17 protein-coding genes are annotated in these 19,261 nt (G+C 69.9%); 10 read left to right on the top strand and 7 right to left on the bottom strand.

The genetic code is table 11. From position 1 onward, the window contains the following. Window positions 1-29: 29 nt before the first annotated feature. A complete protein-coding gene (locus HNR67_RS22340; RefSeq protein WP_185004161.1) occupies window positions 30-1,520 on the bottom strand; it encodes a CoA transferase in 1,491 nt (496 codons plus the stop codon). Here HNR67_RS22340 and HNR67_RS22335 point away from each other — a divergent pair. From HNR67_RS22335 to HNR67_RS22315, 5 genes are all read left to right on the top strand, one after another. Further along, window positions 1,510-1,650 carry a hypothetical protein gene (locus HNR67_RS22335; RefSeq protein WP_185004160.1) on the top strand — a complete coding sequence of 47 codons (141 nt, stop codon included), beginning with the start codon at window positions 1,510-1,512 and terminating at the stop codon, window positions 1,648-1,650. The genes HNR67_RS22340 and HNR67_RS22335 overlap by 11 nt on opposite strands. Beyond that, window positions 1,647-2,216, top strand: a complete 570-nt coding sequence (locus tag HNR67_RS22330; protein WP_185004159.1) for a dTDP-4-dehydrorhamnose 3,5-epimerase family protein — start codon at window positions 1,647-1,649, stop codon at window positions 2,214-2,216. The genes HNR67_RS22335 and HNR67_RS22330 overlap by 4 nt, the downstream gene beginning before the upstream one ends. Before the next feature lie 254 nt (window positions 2,217-2,470). Then, window positions 2,471-3,484 (top strand): hypothetical protein, encoded by a 1,014-nt coding sequence (locus HNR67_RS22325; protein WP_185004158.1) that lies wholly within the window; start codon window positions 2,471-2,473, stop codon window positions 3,482-3,484. Between the two features lie 17 nt (window positions 3,485-3,501). After that, entirely contained in the window at window positions 3,502-4,509 is a 1,008-nt protein-coding gene (locus HNR67_RS22320; protein WP_185004157.1) for a hypothetical protein, read from the top strand. Between the two features lie 29 nt (window positions 4,510-4,538). Continuing rightward, on the top strand, window positions 4,539-5,543 hold the full coding sequence (locus HNR67_RS22315) for a hypothetical protein (RefSeq protein WP_185004156.1): 1,005 nt from the start codon (window positions 4,539-4,541) through the stop codon (window positions 5,541-5,543). Between the two features lie 45 nt (window positions 5,544-5,588). Here the strand turns inward: HNR67_RS22315 and HNR67_RS22310 are convergent, their stop codons facing one another. Further along, window positions 5,589-6,371, bottom strand: coding sequence for an amino acid ABC transporter ATP-binding protein (locus HNR67_RS22310; RefSeq protein WP_185004155.1), 783 nt, complete (start codon window positions 6,369-6,371; stop codon window positions 5,589-5,591). Then, a complete protein-coding gene (locus HNR67_RS22305; protein ID WP_185004154.1) occupies window positions 6,368-7,837 on the bottom strand; it encodes an ABC transporter substrate-binding protein/permease in 1,470 nt (489 codons plus the stop codon). Before HNR67_RS22305 ends, HNR67_RS22310 begins: the two co-directional genes overlap by 4 nt. Window positions 7,838-8,037: 200 nt before the next feature. Between HNR67_RS22305 and HNR67_RS22300 the strand changes: the two genes are divergently transcribed. Continuing rightward, complete coding sequence (locus HNR67_RS22300) at window positions 8,038-9,117, top strand: L-dopachrome tautomerase-related protein (RefSeq protein ID WP_185004153.1); 1,080 nt, start codon at window positions 8,038-8,040, stop codon at window positions 9,115-9,117. 172 nt (window positions 9,118-9,289) lie between these two features. Here HNR67_RS22300 and HNR67_RS22295 read toward each other — a convergent pair whose 3' ends face one another. Further along, window positions 9,290-12,850 carry a discoidin domain-containing protein gene (locus HNR67_RS22295; RefSeq protein ID WP_221490000.1) on the bottom strand — a complete coding sequence of 1,187 codons (3,561 nt, stop codon included), beginning with the start codon at window positions 12,848-12,850 and terminating at the stop codon, window positions 9,290-9,292. A 129-nt stretch (window positions 12,851-12,979) separates the two neighbouring features. Next, entirely contained in the window at window positions 12,980-13,249 is a 270-nt protein-coding gene (locus HNR67_RS22290; protein ID WP_185004151.1) for a hypothetical protein, read from the bottom strand. A gap of 610 nt (window positions 13,250-13,859) precedes the next feature. Between HNR67_RS22290 and HNR67_RS22285 the strand changes: the two genes are divergently transcribed. From HNR67_RS22285 to HNR67_RS22275, 3 genes are read left to right on the top strand one after another with little or no spacing between them, the layout of a single operon-like run. Then, entirely contained in the window at window positions 13,860-14,666 is an 807-nt protein-coding gene (locus HNR67_RS22285) for a DUF1996 domain-containing protein (protein ID WP_221489999.1), read from the top strand. Continuing rightward, window positions 14,663-15,214 (top strand): DUF305 domain-containing protein, encoded by a 552-nt coding sequence (locus HNR67_RS22280; RefSeq protein WP_185004149.1) that lies wholly within the window; start codon window positions 14,663-14,665, stop codon window positions 15,212-15,214. The genes HNR67_RS22285 and HNR67_RS22280 overlap by 4 nt, the downstream gene beginning before the upstream one ends. Before the next feature lie 30 nt (window positions 15,215-15,244). Beyond that, window positions 15,245-16,264 (top strand): LacI family DNA-binding transcriptional regulator, encoded by a 1,020-nt coding sequence (locus tag HNR67_RS22275; RefSeq protein ID WP_185004148.1) that lies wholly within the window; start codon window positions 15,245-15,247, stop codon window positions 16,262-16,264. Between the two features lie 40 nt (window positions 16,265-16,304). Here the strand turns inward: HNR67_RS22275 and HNR67_RS22270 are convergent, their stop codons facing one another. Beyond that, window positions 16,305-17,564, bottom strand: a complete 1,260-nt coding sequence (locus tag HNR67_RS22270; RefSeq protein ID WP_185004147.1) for a helix-turn-helix domain-containing protein — start codon at window positions 17,562-17,564, stop codon at window positions 16,305-16,307. 399 nt (window positions 17,565-17,963) lie between these two features. Between HNR67_RS22270 and HNR67_RS22265 the strand changes: the two genes are divergently transcribed. After that, window positions 17,964-18,716 carry a thioesterase II family protein gene (locus HNR67_RS22265; protein WP_185004146.1) on the top strand — a complete coding sequence of 251 codons (753 nt, stop codon included), beginning with the start codon at window positions 17,964-17,966 and terminating at the stop codon, window positions 18,714-18,716. Between the two features lie 41 nt (window positions 18,717-18,757). On the opposite strand, the gene HNR67_RS22260 is transcribed toward HNR67_RS22265, so the two are convergent. After that, window positions 18,758-19,228 (bottom strand): pyridoxamine 5'-phosphate oxidase family protein, encoded by a 471-nt coding sequence (locus HNR67_RS22260; RefSeq protein WP_185004145.1) that lies wholly within the window; start codon window positions 19,226-19,228, stop codon window positions 18,758-18,760. Window positions 19,229-19,261: the final 33 nt, after the last annotated feature.

The raw sequence follows: 19,261 nt of genomic DNA, 5'->3' as shown, positions 1-19,261 counted from the left end.
TGGGGTCTGACTCGGACCGCGGCCGGAACTCATCGGTCCCTGGGCAGCCATTCCGCGCGGGAGGAGCCGCGGGGCACCAGCACGGTGCGGTAGCGGCCGGGGGTGGCCGACATCAGGACCTGGTCGGTGACGCCCTGGTAGTGGCCGAGCGGGGTGTCCGCGGTGAAGGTCTCCGGGTCCAGGTAGGCGTGCTGATCGCCTTGTCCGGCAACGGAATGCGCGTACTCCCGATCAAAGATGCCCATGCCGAGGATCCACAGCGCGACCCTGGTGAGCGAGACGTGCACCCGGTAGCTGCCGCCGTCGCGGGCGCGGCGGGCGAGGGCCTCGGTGGCGCCCGCGGCCATCAGCCAGGACACGATGTAGTCGTTGACCACCAGGATCGGTGGCAGCGCGGGGGTTTCGCCGTCGCCTTCCAGGTCCATCATGCCGACCAGGCTGCCCGCGGTCTGGTCGAAGCCGACCCGGTCGGCCCACGGGCCGCGCCGGCCGTTGAGCGAGGCGGTGACGTGGATGATGCCGGGCCGGATCGCGGCGGCCTGTTCGGCGGACAGGCCGATCTGGTCGAGGTAGCCGGGGCGGCGGTTGGCGTAGAAGACGTCGGACTGCGCGAGCAGGTCGCGGAGGCGGTCGTGGCCCTCGGCGGCATAGGGGTTGATGGTGGCGGAGCGGGTGCCCACGTTCGCGGTGAGGTAGGTGGTGTCGTGTTCGAGTTCGCCTGGGCGCCAGATGTTGAGCACGTCGGCGCCGTGCAGGGCGAGTGAGCGGCCCGCGCCCGCACCGGCGATCACGTGGCCCATGCCCAGCGCGCGGACGCCGTCGAGGGGGTCGGACGCGGTGGGCGGCAAGGGTTCCGGGGCGCTGTCGCCGATCCGGGTGATCTCGATCAGCGGCAGGTCGGCCAGGGCCTCGCGGTAGTGCTGGGTGGCCAGGAATTCGGTGGTGGAGCGCAGCATGGGCAGCACCACGCCCGCCTCGACCGCGGCTTCTTCCAGGTCGGCGGCGCGCCACTGGCTGATCGCCTTGGTGACGGCCTCGGTGTCGTCGGGCACGCCGAGCAGTCGCTGGGCGGCGACCTTGATCTTGGGGTACGGGTTGAGCGGCATCACCCAGCGGTTGTCGGCGGTCCGGTAGAACTGGAAACCGAAGGCGGGGCTGGTGTTGCTGGCCGCGGTGCCGGGGTAGCCGTTGAGCAGCTCCCACTTGCCGTCGTAGAACGGGCACAACCGGTGCGGGGCGGTGCGCAGGTCGACGGTGATGTCCTGGCCCTCGCCACCGCGCAGCCGCCACAGCTTGGCTACCGCGGCGGACTTGGCGGCCAGCGCGATCGCGGCCGCGCCACCCAGGCGCAGCGGGCTGGGCACCACCGGGTCCGCGCCGAGGAAGGTGACCTGGCCGCCGGTGTCGGCCGGGGTCATGCCGATGCCCTCAAGGACCTCGGTCAGCTCGGCGTGCGGATCGAAGTGGTCGTGGGTCAGTGGGTTGGCCACCGCGGCGGTCACTCGATCCGTGAGATTCATCCGAAGAGCCTATCGCCGGGTCGGCGTTTTTCCCGGTCCGGGCGGGGTGATGATCGTCTACACCGGTGTGCCGAGCACCGGGTACGCGCTCCGGCTGAGCGCGGAGAACGCCGCTGAGGAGGGCGAATGAAGTTCCACCACACCGAGTTGCCCGGGGCACTGGTCATCACCCCGGAGCCGATCGCGGACGAGCGCGGCAGCTTCTTCGAGAACCTGCGCACCGAGGCGCTGTCCGAGGAGATCGGCAGGCCGTTCCGCCCGGCACAGATCAACTACTCGGTGTCGCGCCGGAACACGCTGCGTGGCCTGCACGGGGTGCGCAACCCGCCTGGCCAGGCCAAGTACGTCACCTGTGTGCGTGGCGCGCTGCGGGACATCATGGTCGACCTGCGGCTGGGCTCGCCCGCCTACGGCAAGTACGTGGTCACCGAGCTGACCGCGGCCGGGGGCACCGCGCTCTACATCCCGGAGGGCTTCGGCCACGGCTTCCTCAGCCTGACCGATGACACCTGCATCAGCTACGTGCTCGGCACCGCGCACGTGCCCGGCACCCAGATCGACATCAACCCGCTGGACCCGGAACTGAACCTGCCCTGGGGCTTCGACGAGTTCCCGCTGATCTCGGCCAAGGACGCGGCCGCCCCCACCCTGGCCGAGGTCCGCGCCCAGGGCCTGCTGCTGGAGTACACCGACTAAGCCCCCGCCACCGTGTTGGCCGTTCTCGTACGGTGTGTTGGCCGAACTGGACGGTGTCTTGGCCGTTGTGGGCGGTGTGTTGGCCGGATGGCGTACCAGTTCGGCCAACACTGGGTACGACATCGGCCAACACGGCGGGAGGGGGTGTTGGGATCTGGTGGGCGTTAGGCCAGATGCAGTCACTTGGTGGCACCGGGGCTTTACAACGTTGCAGAATGGGGTTTCAACCTGGGGTTTCTGAGGGGGAACAACGCATGTCAGGCGTTTCCTTGGCGCGCGCGGCCACGGTCGCGGCACTCATCGGCACTGTTGTCAGCACCGGACTCGCGGCACCCGCTTCGGCGGCAGCAAAGCCGAGCCCGGCCTGCACCTGGCAGGCGCAGGCGGTGGCCGCGCCTGCCGGGCTTGATCCGCAGTACGCCAGCGTCACCGGGGTGGACGGGCTGGGCGGCTACTCCGGCTACTACGCCCCCAACAGCGGCGACATCACCCTGCTGCGCTGGACCGGCGGGGTCCCGGAGCGACTGGCCCCGCCCGCCGGGGTGAACTGGGTGTTCCCCCGGGACGAGAACCGCGCCGGGACGATCCTGGTGGACGGGATGAACACCGCGACCGGGGCGCGGCAGGTGTTCACGCTCTCCAGGGCCGGCGCCTACCACGCGCTGCCGATCCCGGCCGGGCTGACCCATGCGAGCGGGGCCGCGATCAACAACCGCGGTGACGTGGTCGCCTCGGCCCGGCGCAGCTCGGACAACCGGAACGTGGTGGTGCTGTGGGAGGCCCTCTCCACCGGGGCCGGGCCGCGGGTGCTCGATGTGCCGGAGGCGAGCCACCCGACCGCGGAGGACGTGGACGAGGACGGGTCCGTGCTGGTCAGCGGCGGTTACGAGGTCTTCGTCTGGCGCGATGGCGTGACCACCCGGCTGCCGGAGCCGGCCGGGGCCGTGGTGGGCCGGGCGATCAGCGACGGCCTGGTGGTCGGCCAGGGCTACGCCGCCCCGGCCCAGTCCTACGTCTGGGATTCCCGCGGCGGCAAGGTGGTCTACCCCGAGCGCGGGCGCACCGCCGAGGGCATCAACCGCGACGGGCTGATCGCCGGGGAGCGGGTGGACGGTCCGGCCGCGGTGTGGCAGGGCTCGACCTTCCTGGCCGAACTGCCCGCACTGGACGGACGGCCCGGCCGGCCGCAACTGGTGGCCGATGACGGGTCGGTGTTCGGCGAGACCTTCGAGCCGGGCAGTGTGCCGGTGCGGTGGTCGTGCCGCTGACAACTGGGGAGAAAGCCATGCGCAGCAAGGAAACCATCCGATCGGTAGGTACGGTGCTGGCGGCGGTCGCGCTGACCGCCGGGCTCACCGGCACCGCGGTCGCCGCGCCGGCGGACGCGCCGTGCACCTGGCAGGTGACCCCGGTGGCGGGTCCGCCCGGGATACCGGCCAGTGAGTTCACCGTGACCGGGTCCAACGCCCAGGGCGGGTACTCCGGGTACCGGCGGGCCAACGTCGACGACGCGGAGTTCTTCCGCTGGGTCAACGGTTTCGCCGTGCGGCAGCCCGCCGCGCCGGGGGTGACCGGGGCCCAGCCGGTGGATGAGAACAACGGCGGGACCGTGGTGTTGCGCGGCAAGGACGCCCAGGGCGAGCGGGTACTGCTCACCCACTCCCCCGCCGACGGCTACCGCGTGCTGCCACTGCCCGCCGGGGCCAAACTGCAGGAATCGGCCGCGGTCAACGACGGCGGCGATGTGGTGGCCGCGATCTGGCAGAACGGCAAGGACTTCGTGCTGTTGTGGCGGGCCGGTGCGAGCACGCCGGAGGTGATCACGCCGCCGGGTACCGGGGTGCCGATCCTGGTCGACATCGACGAGGACGGGACCGTGCTGCTCAGCGGCGGGCGGAGCAACGTGCACGTGTGGCGGGCCGGGGTGTTCACCGCGATGCCGGGCTCGACCGATGCGATGGCGCGTTCGCTGAACAACGGCCGGGTGGTCGGTCTCCGGTTCAACGGGCAGAACCCGATCACCGCCTGGCAGTGGGAACTGAGCACCGGCGTGGTCAGCCAGCCACTGCGTGGCGGGGCGGCGAACGGGATCAACCGGCTGAACCTGATCGGCGGGCAGCTGGACAACCTGGACGGCCCGCCCGCGGTCTGGCGCGGTACCCGGCTGCTGGCCGAGCTGCCGTTGCCGCCTGGCGCGACCGGTGGGCGGGTGAACGTCGTGGGGGATGACGGGGTGGTGCACGGCAAGGCCAGCACGCAGCCGTCGATTCCGGTGCGCTGGCACTGTTCCTGAGGAGTTGAGGGGGAAAGATGTTCGCACCAATGCGCACGACCGCGGTCGTGCTCACCGTGCTGCTGGCCTCGGCCGGGGTCAGCGCGGTGGCCACGGCCGCGCCGGAAGCCCCGGCGGCGGCCTGCACCTGGCGGGCAACGCCGGTGCCGGTGCCCGCGGGGGCCGACCCGGCCTACGTCCACGTCAGCGGCGCGGACGGGCGCGGGAACTACTCCGGCTACTACGGCCCGACCAGCGCCGATGTCACCTTCTACCGCTGGGTGCGCGGCGTTCCGGTCAAGCAGGCCCCGGCGCCAGGGGTGAGCTGGACGCTGCCGGTGGATGAGAACGCCGCGGGCGTGGTCCTGTTGCGTGGAGCCGATTTCAGCGGCGGCACGCAGAAGTACTACGTGCTCACCCAGACCCGGCAAGGGGTCTACCGCCAGCTGACCGTGCCGCCGGGCCTGACCTCGTTGCAGCCCAACGCGATCAACAACCGTGGTGACGTGGTCGCCTCGGCCAACCGGGACAGCGACGGCCGCGGCCAGGTCCTGCTGTGGCGGGCGGGCAGCACCCAGGCGACGGTGATCGATCCGTCGGAGATCGACTATCCGGCGGCCACCGACATCGACGAGGACGGCACCGTCCTGCTCACCGGCGGCTACCAGGTCGCGTTGTGGCACAACGGAACCGTCACCAAACTGCCCAAGCCGGAGAGCGGCGTCACCGCCCGCGGCATCGCCAACGGGCGGGTGCTGGTGCTGGACCTGCGGACCTCCACCCCGGTGTCCTACCTGTGGGAGCCGAAGACCAACTGGTTCGTGCACCTGGACCGCAGCGGCCCCGCGCACGCGATGAACAAGCGTGGGCTGGTCAGCGGTTCGATCGGCTCCTGGAGTGGCGCGCCCGCGGTCTGGCACGGCACGAAGTTCCTCGCCGAGCTGCCGGTGCCCGCGGGCGCCAGCACGGCCAGGGCGACCGTGGTCGCCGACGACGGCACCATCTTCGGCGAGACCTACCAGAACACCTTCCCGTTCAGCTGGACCTGCCGCTGAGCGAGCCGGGCGCTGTCCTCGCCATGGGGACAGCGCCCGCGCTACTCAGCCCGGGTCCAGGATGCGCTTGAGGAAGCGCTGGGTCCGTTCCTCCTGGGGGTGCTCGATCACCTGGCTGGGCGGGCCCTGTTCCACGATGACCCCGCCGTCCAGGAACAGCACCTGGTCGGCCACCTGCCCGGCGAACCGGATCTCGTGCGTGACGATCACCATCGTCCAGCCATCGGCGGCCAGGTCCTTGATCACGGCGAGCACCTCACCGACCAGTTCCGGGTCCAGCGCCGAGGTCGGCTCGTCGAAGAGCACCACCCTCGGTTTGAGCGCCAGCGCGCGGGCGATGCCAACGCGTTGCTGCTGCCCGCCGGAGAGCTGGTACGGGTAGGCGTCCGCCCGGTCGCCGAGCCCCACCTGGTCCAGCAGCACCTTCGCCTCGGCGACGGCCTCCTCCTTGGGCCGCTGCTGGGCGATGACCGGGCCCTCGATGATGTTCTCCAGGACCGTGCGGTGCGGGAACAGGTTGTGCGTCTGGAACACCATGCCGCTCTGCGCGCGCAGCCTGCCGCTCTCCCGGCGACCGGCCTTGCCCGTGGGCAGCGCGGCGAAGTCCACCTCGACCTCGTCGATCCGGACCACCCCGCGTTCGGGGGTCTCCAGCGCGTTGAGCGAGCGCAGCAGGGTGGTCTTGCCGGAGCCGGACGGTCCCAACAGGACGGTCGAACTCCCGCGCGGCGAGTCGAAGTCGATGCCGCGCAACACATGCGCGTCGCCGAAGGACTTGGCCAGCCCGCGCACCTGGATGCGGAGGTCCTGTTCTGCGGTCTCAGTCATGTGGTCACATACCTGTTCAGTCGGATCTCCAGTCGTTTCTGCCCGGCGGAGAGAGCCACGCAGATCAGCCAGTAGTACAGCCCGGCGAAGGAGTACAGCGCGAGGAACTCGTTGCTCTCCGCCGCGGCGAGCTGGGACTGCCGGAACAACTCGGTCAGCAACACCACCGAACCCAGTGAGGTGTCCTTGACCAGGGACAGCAACGTGTTGGACAGCGGCGGCACCGCGGTCCTGGCCGCCTGCGGCAGGATGATCCGGCGCAACGTCTTCCGGTAGTCCAGCCCGATGGTGGCCGCGGCCTCGAACTGGCCCTTGGGCACGGACAGGATCGCCGAGCGCACCACCTCGGCGGCGTAGCCCGCCACGTTGAGGCTGAAGGCGATCACCGCCGCGGCGAAGGGCGGGAACTTCAGCCCGAGCTGGGGCAGCCCGTAGAAGACGATGAACAGCTGCAGCAGCAGCGGGGTGCCGCGGATGATCGAGATGAACGCGCGGGCCAGTCCGGCCAGCACCCGGTAAGCGGAGATCCGGGCCAGTGCCACGAACAACGCGAGCACCAGGCCGATCGCGAAGCTCAGCGCGGTCAGCGGGATGGTCACCTCGACCAGGCCGACGAACATCGGCCAGGCCGTGCTGGCCAGTACCTCCCAGGTGCTGCGGCTGCCGCGGCCCTGGGACAGGTCGGCGTTGCCGCCGTCGGGCACCGAGACGTTGGCCTTGAAGTACTTCTGCGACAGGCCGTTGAGCGTGCCGTCGGCCTTGAGCGCGGTGATCGCCTGGTTGGCCTGGGCGAGCAGGGATCCATCGTCCTTGCGGAAGGTCAGCGCCTGCTCGCTGATCTTGTCCCCGGCGTTCCCGGCGATCTCCACCGCGGTGGAACCGGTGCTGGCCAGGTAGTCCAGCACGGCGATGTTGTCGTTGACGATCGCGTCCACCCGGCCCTGCGCGAGCAGTGCCGCGGCCTGCGCGAAGCCCTCGACGGCCTCGACCTTGGCCCCGGCGTCCTTGGCGACCTTGGCCCAGTTGCTGGTGCTGGACTGGGCGGTGGTCTTGCCCTTGAGGTCGGCCAGCGACTTGATGCCGGTGTCACCCGTGCGCCGGACCACCACACCGCGGGAGTAGGTGTAGGTGCTGGACAGGCCGTATTTGGCCTTGCGTTCGTCGTTGACCGAGACCTGGTTGGCGATCAGGTCGATCCGCCTGGCGTCCAGCGCCGGGAAGATCGCGTCCCACTGGGTCTCGACGAACTCCAGCCGCCACCCGGCCTTGCCGGCGATGGCCTTGATCACTTCGATGTCGTAGCCGGTGAGTTCCTGGCTGCGCGGATCGTGGAAGGAGAACGGCGGGTAGGTCCCCTCGGTGCCGACCCGGACCACGGGTTGTTCGGCGGCCTGCGCGCTCGCCTGCCCCGGCAGCACGATCATCAACAGCAGGAACAGCACCACGCCCCTGAGCGTGTGTCGCATCAGCGACTCCCTCGACTTCGGCCAGCAGCCCGGAAGCCGGGCGTGAGGCGGAGAGTAGTGCGATCGAGGGCGACACGGACGGGTGATCCACTATGCGGGATCCGGGTGCGAAAGGTGCGTCACCCGGGGGTGACCTGGTAACCGCGAGGTGCCCTGCCGTCCTTGCATGAAACCACCACCTGTTGTTTAGGTTGCCGCACATGAGGTTTTCCGCCGTAGTGCTGGCGGTCGCACTGGCCGTCCCGCTGACCGCCACGACCGCCGAGGCCACCGCCCGAGCCGACCTGCGGGTCGCGGCGCAGAGCCAGCAGATGATCTGGAACGCGGTGGCCGTTGACCGGGGCCGGGTCTTCGTCTCCGGCCCACGCTGGAGCGGCTCCAGGGGCCCGGCGCTGGCCAGACTGGTCCACGGTCAGGCCAGGCCCTATCCGAACGCCGAGTGGAACTCCTGGCAGCCCGGCCAGGACCCGGCCACCAAGTTCGTCAACATCAACGCCATCCACCACGACGGCCACGGCTCGCTGTGGGCGGTGGACACCGGGTCACCCGATTTCGGTGGCAACCCGCTCCCCCGCGCCGCCAAGCTGGTCCGGATCAACCTGCGCACCAACCAGGTCACCCGGATCCACCACTTCGCCGACTCGGTGGCGCTGCCCGGCAGCTACGTCGACGACGTGCGCTTCAACGGCCGCCACGCCTACCTGACCGACGCGGGCCGCCCCGGCCTGATCGTGCTGGACCTGATCACCGGCACGGCCCGGCGGGTGCTGGACAACCATCCCTCCACCCTCGCCCCGGCCGACCGGCCGCTGGTACTGGACGGCGCGGTGGTGCGGGCCCCGGACGGCAGCCCACTGCGGGTGCACGCCGATCCCCTGGAGCTGTCCCCGGACCGCCAGTGGCTGTACTACGGCTCGCTGCACGGCCCCTGGTCCCGGATCGCCACCCGCGACCTGGACAACCCGGCACTGTCCGCCGCGGAACTCGCGGCCGGGGTCACGCCCTGGGCCGATCTGCCCGCGGTAGGTGGCAGCGCGATGGACCGGCACGGGAACCTGTACTTCACCGACCTGGTCGAGCACGCGCTGAAGCGGCGCACGCCGGACGGCCGGATCAGCACCGTGGTACAGGACTCGCGTCTACATTGGACGGACGCGCCCTTCCTCGCCCCGGACGGCCGGATCTGGCTGCCGGTGCCGCAGATGGACCGGGTGGCCCTGTTCCACGGCGGTCAGTCCCGGGTCCAGTGGCCGATCCAGCTGCTCACGGTCCGGCCGTGAACAGCACCTGAAGCCGGCGTGTTGGCCGATGTCGTACACGGTGTTGGCCGAACTGGTACGCCCAACGGCCAACACACCGTCCATAACGGCCAAGACACCGTCCAGTTCGGCCAAGACACCGTCCAGTTCGGCCAACACACCGTACGAGAACGGCCAACACGGGGGTGGGGGGTTAGCGGGTGTTGTAGCCCTCTGCTGTCAGGGTTGGGGTGGTGGAGGGGTGGTTGGTTGGGTTCCAGGTGGCGGTGATGGTGCGGGATTCGCCGGGGAGGAGCCAGAGGTAGTTGTCGGTGTAGGTCACTGGTAGCAGCCGGGCGCCGGAGCGGCGGTCGCGGACGGAGAGGCGGATCAGCGCGGCTACTGTGCGGCCTTCGTTGCGCAGGGTGGCGGTCAGGCTGCCTGGGCGCTGGTCGTTGAGGCGGACTGAGACCCTGGTCTGGGGGAGGGTGTTGAGCTGGCGCATGTCCTCGGGTTTGCGGTAGCGCCAGTAGGTGTTCTCCGAGAGGACCTTGCCCTTGGCGTCGCTGAGGACCAGGCGTAGCAGGTGCAGGGCGGGCAGGTCGGCCGCGAACGGAACGGTGAAGGCGCGGGTGATGTTGGAGGCGGGGATGGCGAGCTGCTGGGACTGTGGGGTGCCGAGTTGCTTGCCGTTGAGGTCGTAGCGGGTGGCCTTGACCGTGGCGCCGGTGATCGCCACCGGGGTGTGGTTGGCCGCGACTACCTGGCCGTCCGGGTTCGCCTGTACGTGCAGGGCCTCGCAGCCCTTGCGGGCGCCGTAGTAGCTGCCGTTGACGTCCAGGTCGTAGTCGTAGGTCTGCCACACCGTGCTGTGCCAGGCCGGGTGCGACATCCACAGCAGCAACGCGTTCGCGTCCTGCCACAGGTTCGCCGTCCACGCCTCGAACATGGCACGCATGTTCTCGTAGTTGACGAACTGGGCCTTGCGGCAGAACTCGGCCAGGCTGGTCGACTCGCCGAGCCGGGTGTTGATCGCCTCCAGGTAGGTCTGCGGCCGCTGGTTGCCCTTGGTGGACCAGTCGTGGTGGAACCAGGTGATGTCGATCGGCCAGCCGGCGTGGTCCTTGCCGACCAGGTTGCGCATGCTCTCCACCACCGGGACGGTGGGCATGCCGATCTCGGTGTGGAAGCCGAAGTTGTTGGTGTCGTAGGTGCTCGCCTCGAAGTACTTGGCGGGTTCCACCCAGTAGTACGGGCCGTGGCCGGAGACGAAACCGCCTGCGGAGTCCGGCATGTACAGGATCTCGCTGTGTTCCTCGGCAATCGCCTTTGCGATGCCGTTGTGGATGGCCGGCGGCGGGTGCTGTTCGTTGGCCGCGCACCAGACCACGATGCAGGGGTGGGTGCGGTAGCGCAGGATGGTGTCCCGGGCGACGTCGACGTAGCCGGGCGGGTCGGCCAGGAAGGCGCCTGCCTCCCAGAAGTCGTTCCACACCAGGATGCCCTGCTCATCGCACTGGGCGAACAGCTCCTCCCGGTAGCTGCTGCCGATCCAGTTGCGGATCATGGTGAAGTTCATGTCGCGGTGCATCTTGACCACCGCGTCCATCCGGTCCGGGACCATCCGGCGCAGCAGTTCGTCCCAGCCCCAGTTGCCGCCGCGGCAGTACACCTGCACGCCGTTCACGCTGATCCGCAACGGGATCGGCGCGTTGCTGACCTTCTTGACGTCCGTCCAGCTCTGGCCGTCGGCCGAGGTCTGCACGGTGAAGTCCTTGGCGTAGGCGGTTTCCCACAGCAGCACCACCCGGTCGAACCCGGTGTCCGCGCCGAGGTCCACCTGGATCCACTGGTTGTCGGTGTACTCCGAGGACCAGCGGGTGCCGGTGTTGCCGTCGACCACGTTGCCAGCGGCGTTGCCCGGATTGTCCACTGAGGACGCACTGGCCGTCTTGCCAAGGGCCAGGTCGACATCGGGTTTGGCACTGTCCACAACGGACAGGCTCCACAGTGAGTTGCCCCAGCCGGTGGCCCTGGTGTGACAGTGGATCCGGACGTGCTTGGCCTGGACGGGGGCGAACTCGACGGTCTGCTTGGCCGAGTTGGTGGCCGGGTCGATCTTGATCGGGATGTCGTAGCCGTAGCCGAACTGGCGGATGCCGAAGCGCAGGCTGCGCCGGTCGCTGCGGACGCCGCCGACGGTGGCGGTCAGGGTGAGTTCGTGCAGGTTGGGGTCGCCGTAACCGTTGGGCCACCACAGTTTCGGGTCGCGCAGCCGCAGGGCGGGGTGCTCGGCCGGGGCGAACACGGCGTTGGCGCTGCCACCGGCGGGGACGGTCACCGTGGTGCGCAGGCTGATCGCGCCGAAGCTGGCCTGCACCACCACGGACACCGGCGCGGTCCCGGGGTTGCGCACCGGAACGCTGATCTTGACCTCGGCCAGGCTGGTGTCCGGCAGGTTGGGCAGGGTGGTCTCCACCCTCGGGTCGCCGAGGACGGCCGAACCGGTGCTGCGCAGGCGAACGTGGTTCCACAGGCCCGCGCCGCGGTCGCGTACGGCGGGCATCCAGTCCCAGCCGGAGGTGGCCAGGTAGGTCGGCGAGTCCAGGTAGAGCTTGCCGGAGTGCAGGAAGGCCAGGCCGTCCGCGCCCTTGTCGCCCGCGGTGCCGGGGTGCGGCATCGGGTCGACCCGGATGGCCAGGTTGTGCTTGCCGTTGCCCGCTTTCAGGGCTTCGGTGATGTTGAGGTGGGCGCGGGCGAACGGGCTGGTCACGGTGCCGACCTTGTGGCCGTTGAGCCAGACCTCGCCGTGGTGGTTGACCCCGTCCAGTTCCAGCCACACCTGCCGTCCGGCGCTGACGTCCAGCTCGCGGGGCACGGTGAAGGCCCGCCGGTACCACCAGCTGTGCCGGGACAGCGCCTCCGGGATGTGCAGGTTGTTCTGCCCGGACACCGGATCGGGCAGGTGGCCCTGGTCCACCAGGTCGGCCAGCACGGTGCCGGGCACCGAGGCGGGCAGCCAGGTGGTGGTGTCGATGCTGGGGCCGGACAGTGCCGCGCCGTCGCTGGTCCCGGCCCACTCGTCCATGGTCAGCGACCAGCCGGACTCCAGCGGCACGGTGCCGTCCTTGCCGACGGTCAGGGCCGGGGCGGGGCGGGTGTTGCGGCCCCAGTCGGTCCAGCCCTTGACCGCCGGGCGCGGGCGTTCGGTGCTGCCGTAGACCTCGAACCCGTTGAGCCCCACCGGGTTCGTGTTGTGCGTGCGCGAGGTGGACAGCCGCACCCAGCGACCGGTCGCGGGGGTGGGCAGCGCGATGTCGACCTGGCCGCCGGGGCCGGAGGAGGTCTCGTACACGGTCCGCCAGGCGGTGCCGTTGTCCGAGACCTCCAGCCGGAAGGCGGTGGCGGCACTGGAGAGGATCTCCGAGCCGTCGGTGTCGGAGAAGGGGTTCCAGCCGGTGCCCGGCACGTAGGCCGGGTCGGTCAGCCTGGCCTCGAAGACCAGGCGGACCGCCTCGATCCGGCACTGGGCCTGGAGATCCACGATCAGCCACTGCGGTCCCGCCGCCTCGGCCCGCCAGCCACTGCCCCGCACCCCGGTGACCGCGAGGCCGTCCACCGCGAACTCCGGCGGGGCGGCGGCATAGGCGGTGGAGGAGGCGGTGACCGGCCGGAACCTGGCCAGATCGGTGCGCGGCGGAGCGGCCTGTCCCGGATCGGGCGCCGCGGCCGCGGCGCCGGGTAAGGCGACGCCGACACCGACACTGGCGAGCAAGGTGCCCGTGGTGGCAAGGAAACCGCGTCGTGAGACTGGTCCAGTCGCATTCGCCATGCCGGACATCAGACCTTGGTTCAAGGCGTGGAACAAGTGGACAAGCAGGACAGAAATCCGGCCGTCCTGCGATCAGTCAACCGGCGCCAGCACCGGTTTCCGCTGCTCGCGGCTGATCCGCCGCTCTTCCATCAGCGCCGTCAGGCAGTGATGACAGCGATTTGTCCACCACCGGCGCGGCCGGTGGGCCAGGCGGTGCCACCGGGTGGGTCCACCGGTGAGCATCTTCTGGTGGGCTCGGTCCAGGGCCTGATCGGCCGCGATCAGCAGCCGTCCCAGGATCAGGACCAGCGCACCGCCGGCGATGAGGACAACGAGCACGACGATCAATGACAGGGGCATGTTGGGGAAGTTCCTACCGACAAGACGTGGAGCGGTCCCTCGACGCTGAGGGACCAGCCAGGACAACTGGCGGCGGCGACGCGCACCCTCAACCAGGGCGCGCGTCGCCGCCGCCACCGGGTAAGGCCGATCTGCCCGCGATGCGGACCAGCCGGGTGGCTGCCTCCTCCACCTCGACCCACCGGTCCACGTCCATGCGTGGTCCTCTCTTTCCCTCACACCCCGACTGTGCGCCGTCCGCACTGACGGCGAGAAAGCAGCACTGACCAGGCCAGATGCCGTGGCTCGAAGCGATGCTGTTGATCAACATCGTAGGTAACGGCCAGATTGCGGGGCAAGGCTCTACCGCCAATGCGCACCGAAAAGGTGACGGGTCACCCGGCTCGGCGACACAGTCCGCCTACTTGCGTGAACGTCCGAGAGAGCGCTCCCTCGGATTGTTGCGGACTCATACGAACGGCGGTTGCCGGTGCCGTCCGGGCAGCGCCATAGTGACCGCTTGAGAGCGCTCTCTCTCCATACGTTTGCGTCGGGCCCGATGCCAAGCAGAGGGAGTTCCAGAATGGCTTCTTCAACGACGAAGAGACGTTCCACCACTCTGTTCGCGATCATGGCCGTGGTCGCGGGCCTGCTCACCGGCGGCGCGGGCGCGGCGCAGGCCGAGCCGGTGCGGGTGGCCGAGTTCGTGGCCGACTGCCAGCTCAGCCACCGGCTGCCCGATGACCCGATCGTGCTGCCCAACCTGGCCGGGGCCTCACACCTGCACGACTTCTTCGGCAACAACTCGACCAACGCGCGCTCGACCCTGCAATCGTTGGCCGGGGCCACCGGCAACTGCGATCCGCTGATCGACATCTCCTCCTACTGGGTGCCGACGCTGTTCAAGGACAACGTGCCGGTGCCGCCGCGGTTCATGACCTTCTACTACCTCGGCGAGGGCGTGAACCGGCCGCAGGACATCCGGTCCTACCCGCTCGGGCTGAAGGTGGTGGCGGGCAACGCCAAGGCCACCGGCCACCACGACAGCATCGCGCGCTGGTCCTGCCTGCACGCCGGGCAGGTGAACCCCTCCAAGGACTTCGTGGAGTGCCCGCCGAACACGATGCTGGAGACCTACCTGGACTTCCCGCAGTGCTGGAACGGCCGGGACCTGGACTCGCCCAACCACGCCGGTCACCTGGCCTACCCGGTGGCGGGCGGCTGCCCGTCCGCGCACCCGGTGCCGGTGCCCAAGCTGCGCATGGTGCTGCGGTATCCGGTGACCGGTCCGACCGGCGGCCTGCGGCTGTCCTCCGGGCCCGGGTACACCATGCACGGCGACTTCTTCAACGTCTGGCCCGCGGCCGAACTGGACCGCCGGGTGCGCAACTGCCTCAACGTGGTGATCAAGTGCAACGCCGCGGGCGTGCCCGGATGAGCTTGGCCCGGCCCATGCTCATCGCCCTGCTGGGTCTCGGCCTGACCGGCTGTGCCCAGCAGGCCGCGTCCCCGCCGCCGTCAGCGCCCTCGACGGCGGCGGGGGTGTTCGGGCCGACCGAGACCGCCTTCGCCGAACTGGTCATCGCCACCGACGACCAGGCGGTCAAACTGCTCGACGCGGGCGCGGCCCGGGTGGTGAGACCGGCGCTGCGCGAGCTGGCGGCCGAACTCGGCTCGGCCCGCCGCGCGGAACGGGAAACCCTGCACGAGCTGCTCAAACAGGCCGGGGTGGCCTATGTGGACAACCACCAGGGCCACGACATGCCCGGCATGCCGACCGAGCCCGAGCTGAGCGCGCTGGCCAGGGCGGCGGACTTCGACGCGGAGTTCATCCGGCTGCTGCGCGCGCACCTGACCGAATCGAGCACGGTGGCCACTTCGGCGGCCGAGTCGATCACCCATCCGGCCACCAAGGAGGTCGCCGGGCGGATGACCGGGCAACGCGAGGTGGATCTGGCCCGGCTCGCCCAGCTCACGGGCGGCTGACCGGGCGGCGGGAGCCGGTATAAAGATCAGGTGTCCGTCTCCCGCCGCCCCACCGCCGAACGCGTGACCCTGGAGGTCGTCGCGCGGGTCGCCGGTGTGTCGCGGGCGACGGTATCCCGGGTGGTCAACGGCAAGGCCAGCGTGGACGAGGGTCTGCGCCAGGCGGTCGAGCGGGCCATCTCCGAAACCGGTTACCTGCCCAATCTGGCGGCCCGTTCCCTGGTCACCCGGCGCGCCGACGCGATCGCGCTGGTGCTGCCGGAGGAGAGCCGGATCCTGGGCGACCCGTTCTTCGGCCGGGTGGTCAGCGGGGTGACCAGCGTGCTCAACCCGCTGGGCCTGCACCTGGTGCTGCTGATGACCGGCCGGGACAGTCGCGAGCAGGTGGTCACCGACCTGCGTCAGGGCCGCCTGGACGGGGTGATCCTGATCCACACCTACGCCCAGGACCCGCTGCCCGGTCAGCTCCTGAAGTCCCGCCTGCCGGTCGTGCTGGCCGGGAAGTCGCCCAATCCCACCCGCATCACCTACGTGGATGTGGACCAGGTCGCGGGCGGCGCGCTGGCCGCCCAGCACCTGCACGCCCTTGTCCGCCACGACTTCGCCACCATCACCGGCCCGCTGGAGGCCCCCGCGGGCCAGGGTCGTCTCACCGGCTTCCGGGACACCCTCATCGGCCTCGGCCACCCGCCCCCGCTGATCGCCGAGGGCGATTTCAGCCGCGCGGGCGGCGCCGCCGCGATGGAACGGCTGCTCGCCGACACCCCCGGCCTGGACGCGGTGTTCGTCGCCTCCGACCTGATGGCCCAGGGTGCGCTGCCGGTGCTGCGCAAGCACGGCCGCCGGGTGCCCGAGGACGTCGCGGTGATCGGTTTCGACGACAGCAGCGCCGCGCTGGCCTGTGAGCCCCCGCTGACCACGGTCCGCCAGCCGGTGGAGGACATGGCCGCGGAAATGGCCCGCCAGGTGCTCACCAGGGTCGAGGACCCGGACGTGCCGCCGGCCGCGGTGATCTTCGAACCCACGCTCGTGCACCGGGACTCGGCCTGAGTCCGGGCCCGCCGACCGGAATCGGCGGGCCCGGCACCACTCAGTCCTCCGTGAGACTGCGGGCCTGATCCCGCAGCAGCTCGTGGAAGGTGTAGCGGCCCGGCGCCGGTTGCAACAGCAGGTGGTTGTCCACCAGGGTTTCCAGCAGTTCCTCGGCCCGCATCGGGGTGAGGCCGGCCAGTGTGGCTGCCGCGTCGGGGTCGAAGACCTCGCCGCCATGTCTGCCCAACAGGCGGAACAGCCGGAGCTGGTGCTGGTCCAACAGGCGATAGGACAGGGTGAATGTCGTTGCCACACCGGGCATCCCGGCCACGGCAAGCTCACCCAGCCTGCGGTTGTCATCCCGCAGCCGCTCCGCGAGGTGACCGGTGGTCCAGCTGGGCCGGTTGGCCAGCCGGACCGCGGCGATGCGCACCGCCATCGGCAGGAAACCGCACAGCTTGACGATCTCGGCCGCGCTGGCCTCCTCGTCCCGCATGCGGTCCCGGCCGGCCACTCGGGTGAACAGTCGCAGGGCGTCCCCGGGCGGAAGAACGTCCAGCGACAACGGAATCGCACCGGCCAGGGCGGGTAGCCGGCGACGGGAGGTGACCACGACCAGGCTGCCCGCGGTGCCCGGCAGCAGCGGGCGGACCTGATCGGTGTCCGAGACGTTGTCCAGCACCACCAGAACCCGTTGTCCGGCGACACTGGCCCGCCACAGCGCGGCGCGTTCGTCCACTGTGGGCGGTATCTGCCAGGACGGCACGTTCACCATCCGCAGCAACGCCTCCAGGGCTTCGGCAGGATCCAGTGGCTGGTGGCCCTGGCTGAAACCCCTGAGATCGCAATAGAACTGGCCGTCCGGGTACAGCGCGGTCAGCGCGTGCCCGGCGTGCACGGCCAGTGCCGATTTTCCGATGCCGGCCATGCCGTCGAGCACCGCGATGACCGTGCTCGCCGACAGACTGGCCAAGTGCCGCAACCGGTTCAGCTCCGCGTCGCGACCGACGAAGTCGGGCACGTCGTAGGGCAGGAACCCGTGCGACCCCACCTGGACCGCTGTCTCGGTCGTGGTGGTGCGTTCGCCGGTCTGCTGGGTCGGCAGCAGGCCGGTCATCTCACCGCGGGTCGCCGCGAACAGCGCACCGCGTTCCTCCACCGGCAGGGACAGTGCCTCGGCGAGCAGTCTCGCCGAGGCCAGCCGAGGCGCCTCACGCCTCCCGGTCTCCAGCAAGCTGATCGTCCGGGCCGACACACCCGAACCCTCAGCCAGTTCCTCCTGCGTCATTCCGGCGCGCAGGCGAAACTCTCGCAACATGGCCCCGAATAAACCTGAGTGATCCACTCCGAGAACGCCCCCCAGCGGCGAACTGGCTCTTCAACATGAGCCAAACGTGGATATAATCGAATTATTTTCTGAAGCGGCGAGCGCTTCACATATGGCTGAATAACTGGCGGCACCCCCATTGGTTGTGGTAGCGGTCCACAGGTCCTGCTCGTGGCAGAACCACTGGTGAGTGTGACAGCGGGGGCTGCGACCAGGCAAGAACCGGGCACATAGAGAACTCTGGTGAGCTAAATGTCGGATTCGTGACAGCAACTTGAGCACAACACGGACACCAGGCCGGAACAGCGGCTAGAATTGGGTCCATCGCGCGCATATGCGCATTGCGAATCCATTACTCCGGACCGCTGAAGTTAGGACTTCGGGGCAACCATGACTGACGATCTCTGGGTGCGTCGTTTTCACCCGGCGCCACAGGCACCCGCCCGACTGCTGTGCCTGCCGCACGCCGGTGGGTCGGCCAGCTACTTCTTCCCGGTCTCCCGCGCGCTGACCCCCGGCGTTGAGGTGCTCGCCGTGCAGTACCCCGGCAGGCAGGACCGCAGGCAGGAGCCGGGCATCGATTCCATCGAGGCGCTGGCCGATGAGGTGACCAAGGCCGTGCGGCCCTGGCTGGACCGCCCGGTCACCCTGTTCGGGCACAGCATGGGCGCGTCGCTGGCCTTCGAGGTGGCGCGCAGGCTGGAGGCGGAGGGGATCCGGCCGACCGGGTTGTTCGCCTCCGGTCGCCGCGCGCCGTCCCGGCCCCGCGACGAGCGCACCCACCTGCTCGATGACGACCGGTTGATCGTCGACGTCCGGAAGCTGGCAGGCACCGACTCCGCGCTGCTGGAGGACGAGGACGTGCTGCGGATGGTGCTGCCGGCGATCCGCACCGACTACAAGGCCGCCGAGACCTACCGCTACACGCCGGGTCCGCCGTTGTCCTGTCCGGTGATCGCGTTGACCGGGGACGCCGATCCCAAGGCCACCGTGGACGAGGTGAAATCCTGGGATGAGCACACCACCGGTTCATTCGAGCTGAAAGTATTTCCCGGCGGGCATTTCTTTCTCAACGCCGTGGTGCCGGAGATCCTGCGAATGATCTCCGCGCACATCGACGGCCATCTGGCCGGCACTGCGTGAGCAGGGTCCGGCCGGCGCCCGGGTGGGCGCCGGCCGGGCGGTCAGAGCTTGGCCATCCGTGGGATGAAGGTGAAGTCCTTCGGGAAGTCGGTGTTGACCTGCACCCGGGACGGGTCCAGCCGCAGCACCTCGAAGGCCGGGTTCTCCGGGCTGTCGATGCCGAACAGCCGCAGGTCGTACCCGTCGCCGCGGCCGTTGATCAGCTCGTACACGTGCTTCTTGGTCTCCCCGTCCTCCACCCAGCTGGCCACGCACTCGGCGAGCACGACCTCGCCGATCGCGCTGAGGTAGGACACCGCGACGTTCGGGTTCCCGGCCAGGTGTTTGGTCTTGACCGGGGATCGGGAGGTGAAGATCCAGCCGACCGGGCGGCCGTCCACCACCTCCCACACCGGGTGCAGCACCCGGGAGCGCGGGGCTCCGTTGCCGTCCACGGTGGTCACGGTGGCCAGCACGACGGTGCTGGTGACCTTCAGGAAGTCCTCCTCCAGCGCGGAGAATGCTTCGGACATGGTGGGGCTCCTTCTCATCTGCCGGGGTGAGCC

It is taken from the genome of Crossiella cryophila (assembly GCF_014204915.1).
GTDB lineage: Bacteria > Actinomycetota > Actinomycetes > Mycobacteriales > Pseudonocardiaceae > Crossiella > Crossiella cryophila.
The sequence above is the reverse complement of the archived record's forward strand: the minus strand, read 5'-3'. Positions and strand labels throughout refer to the sequence as shown.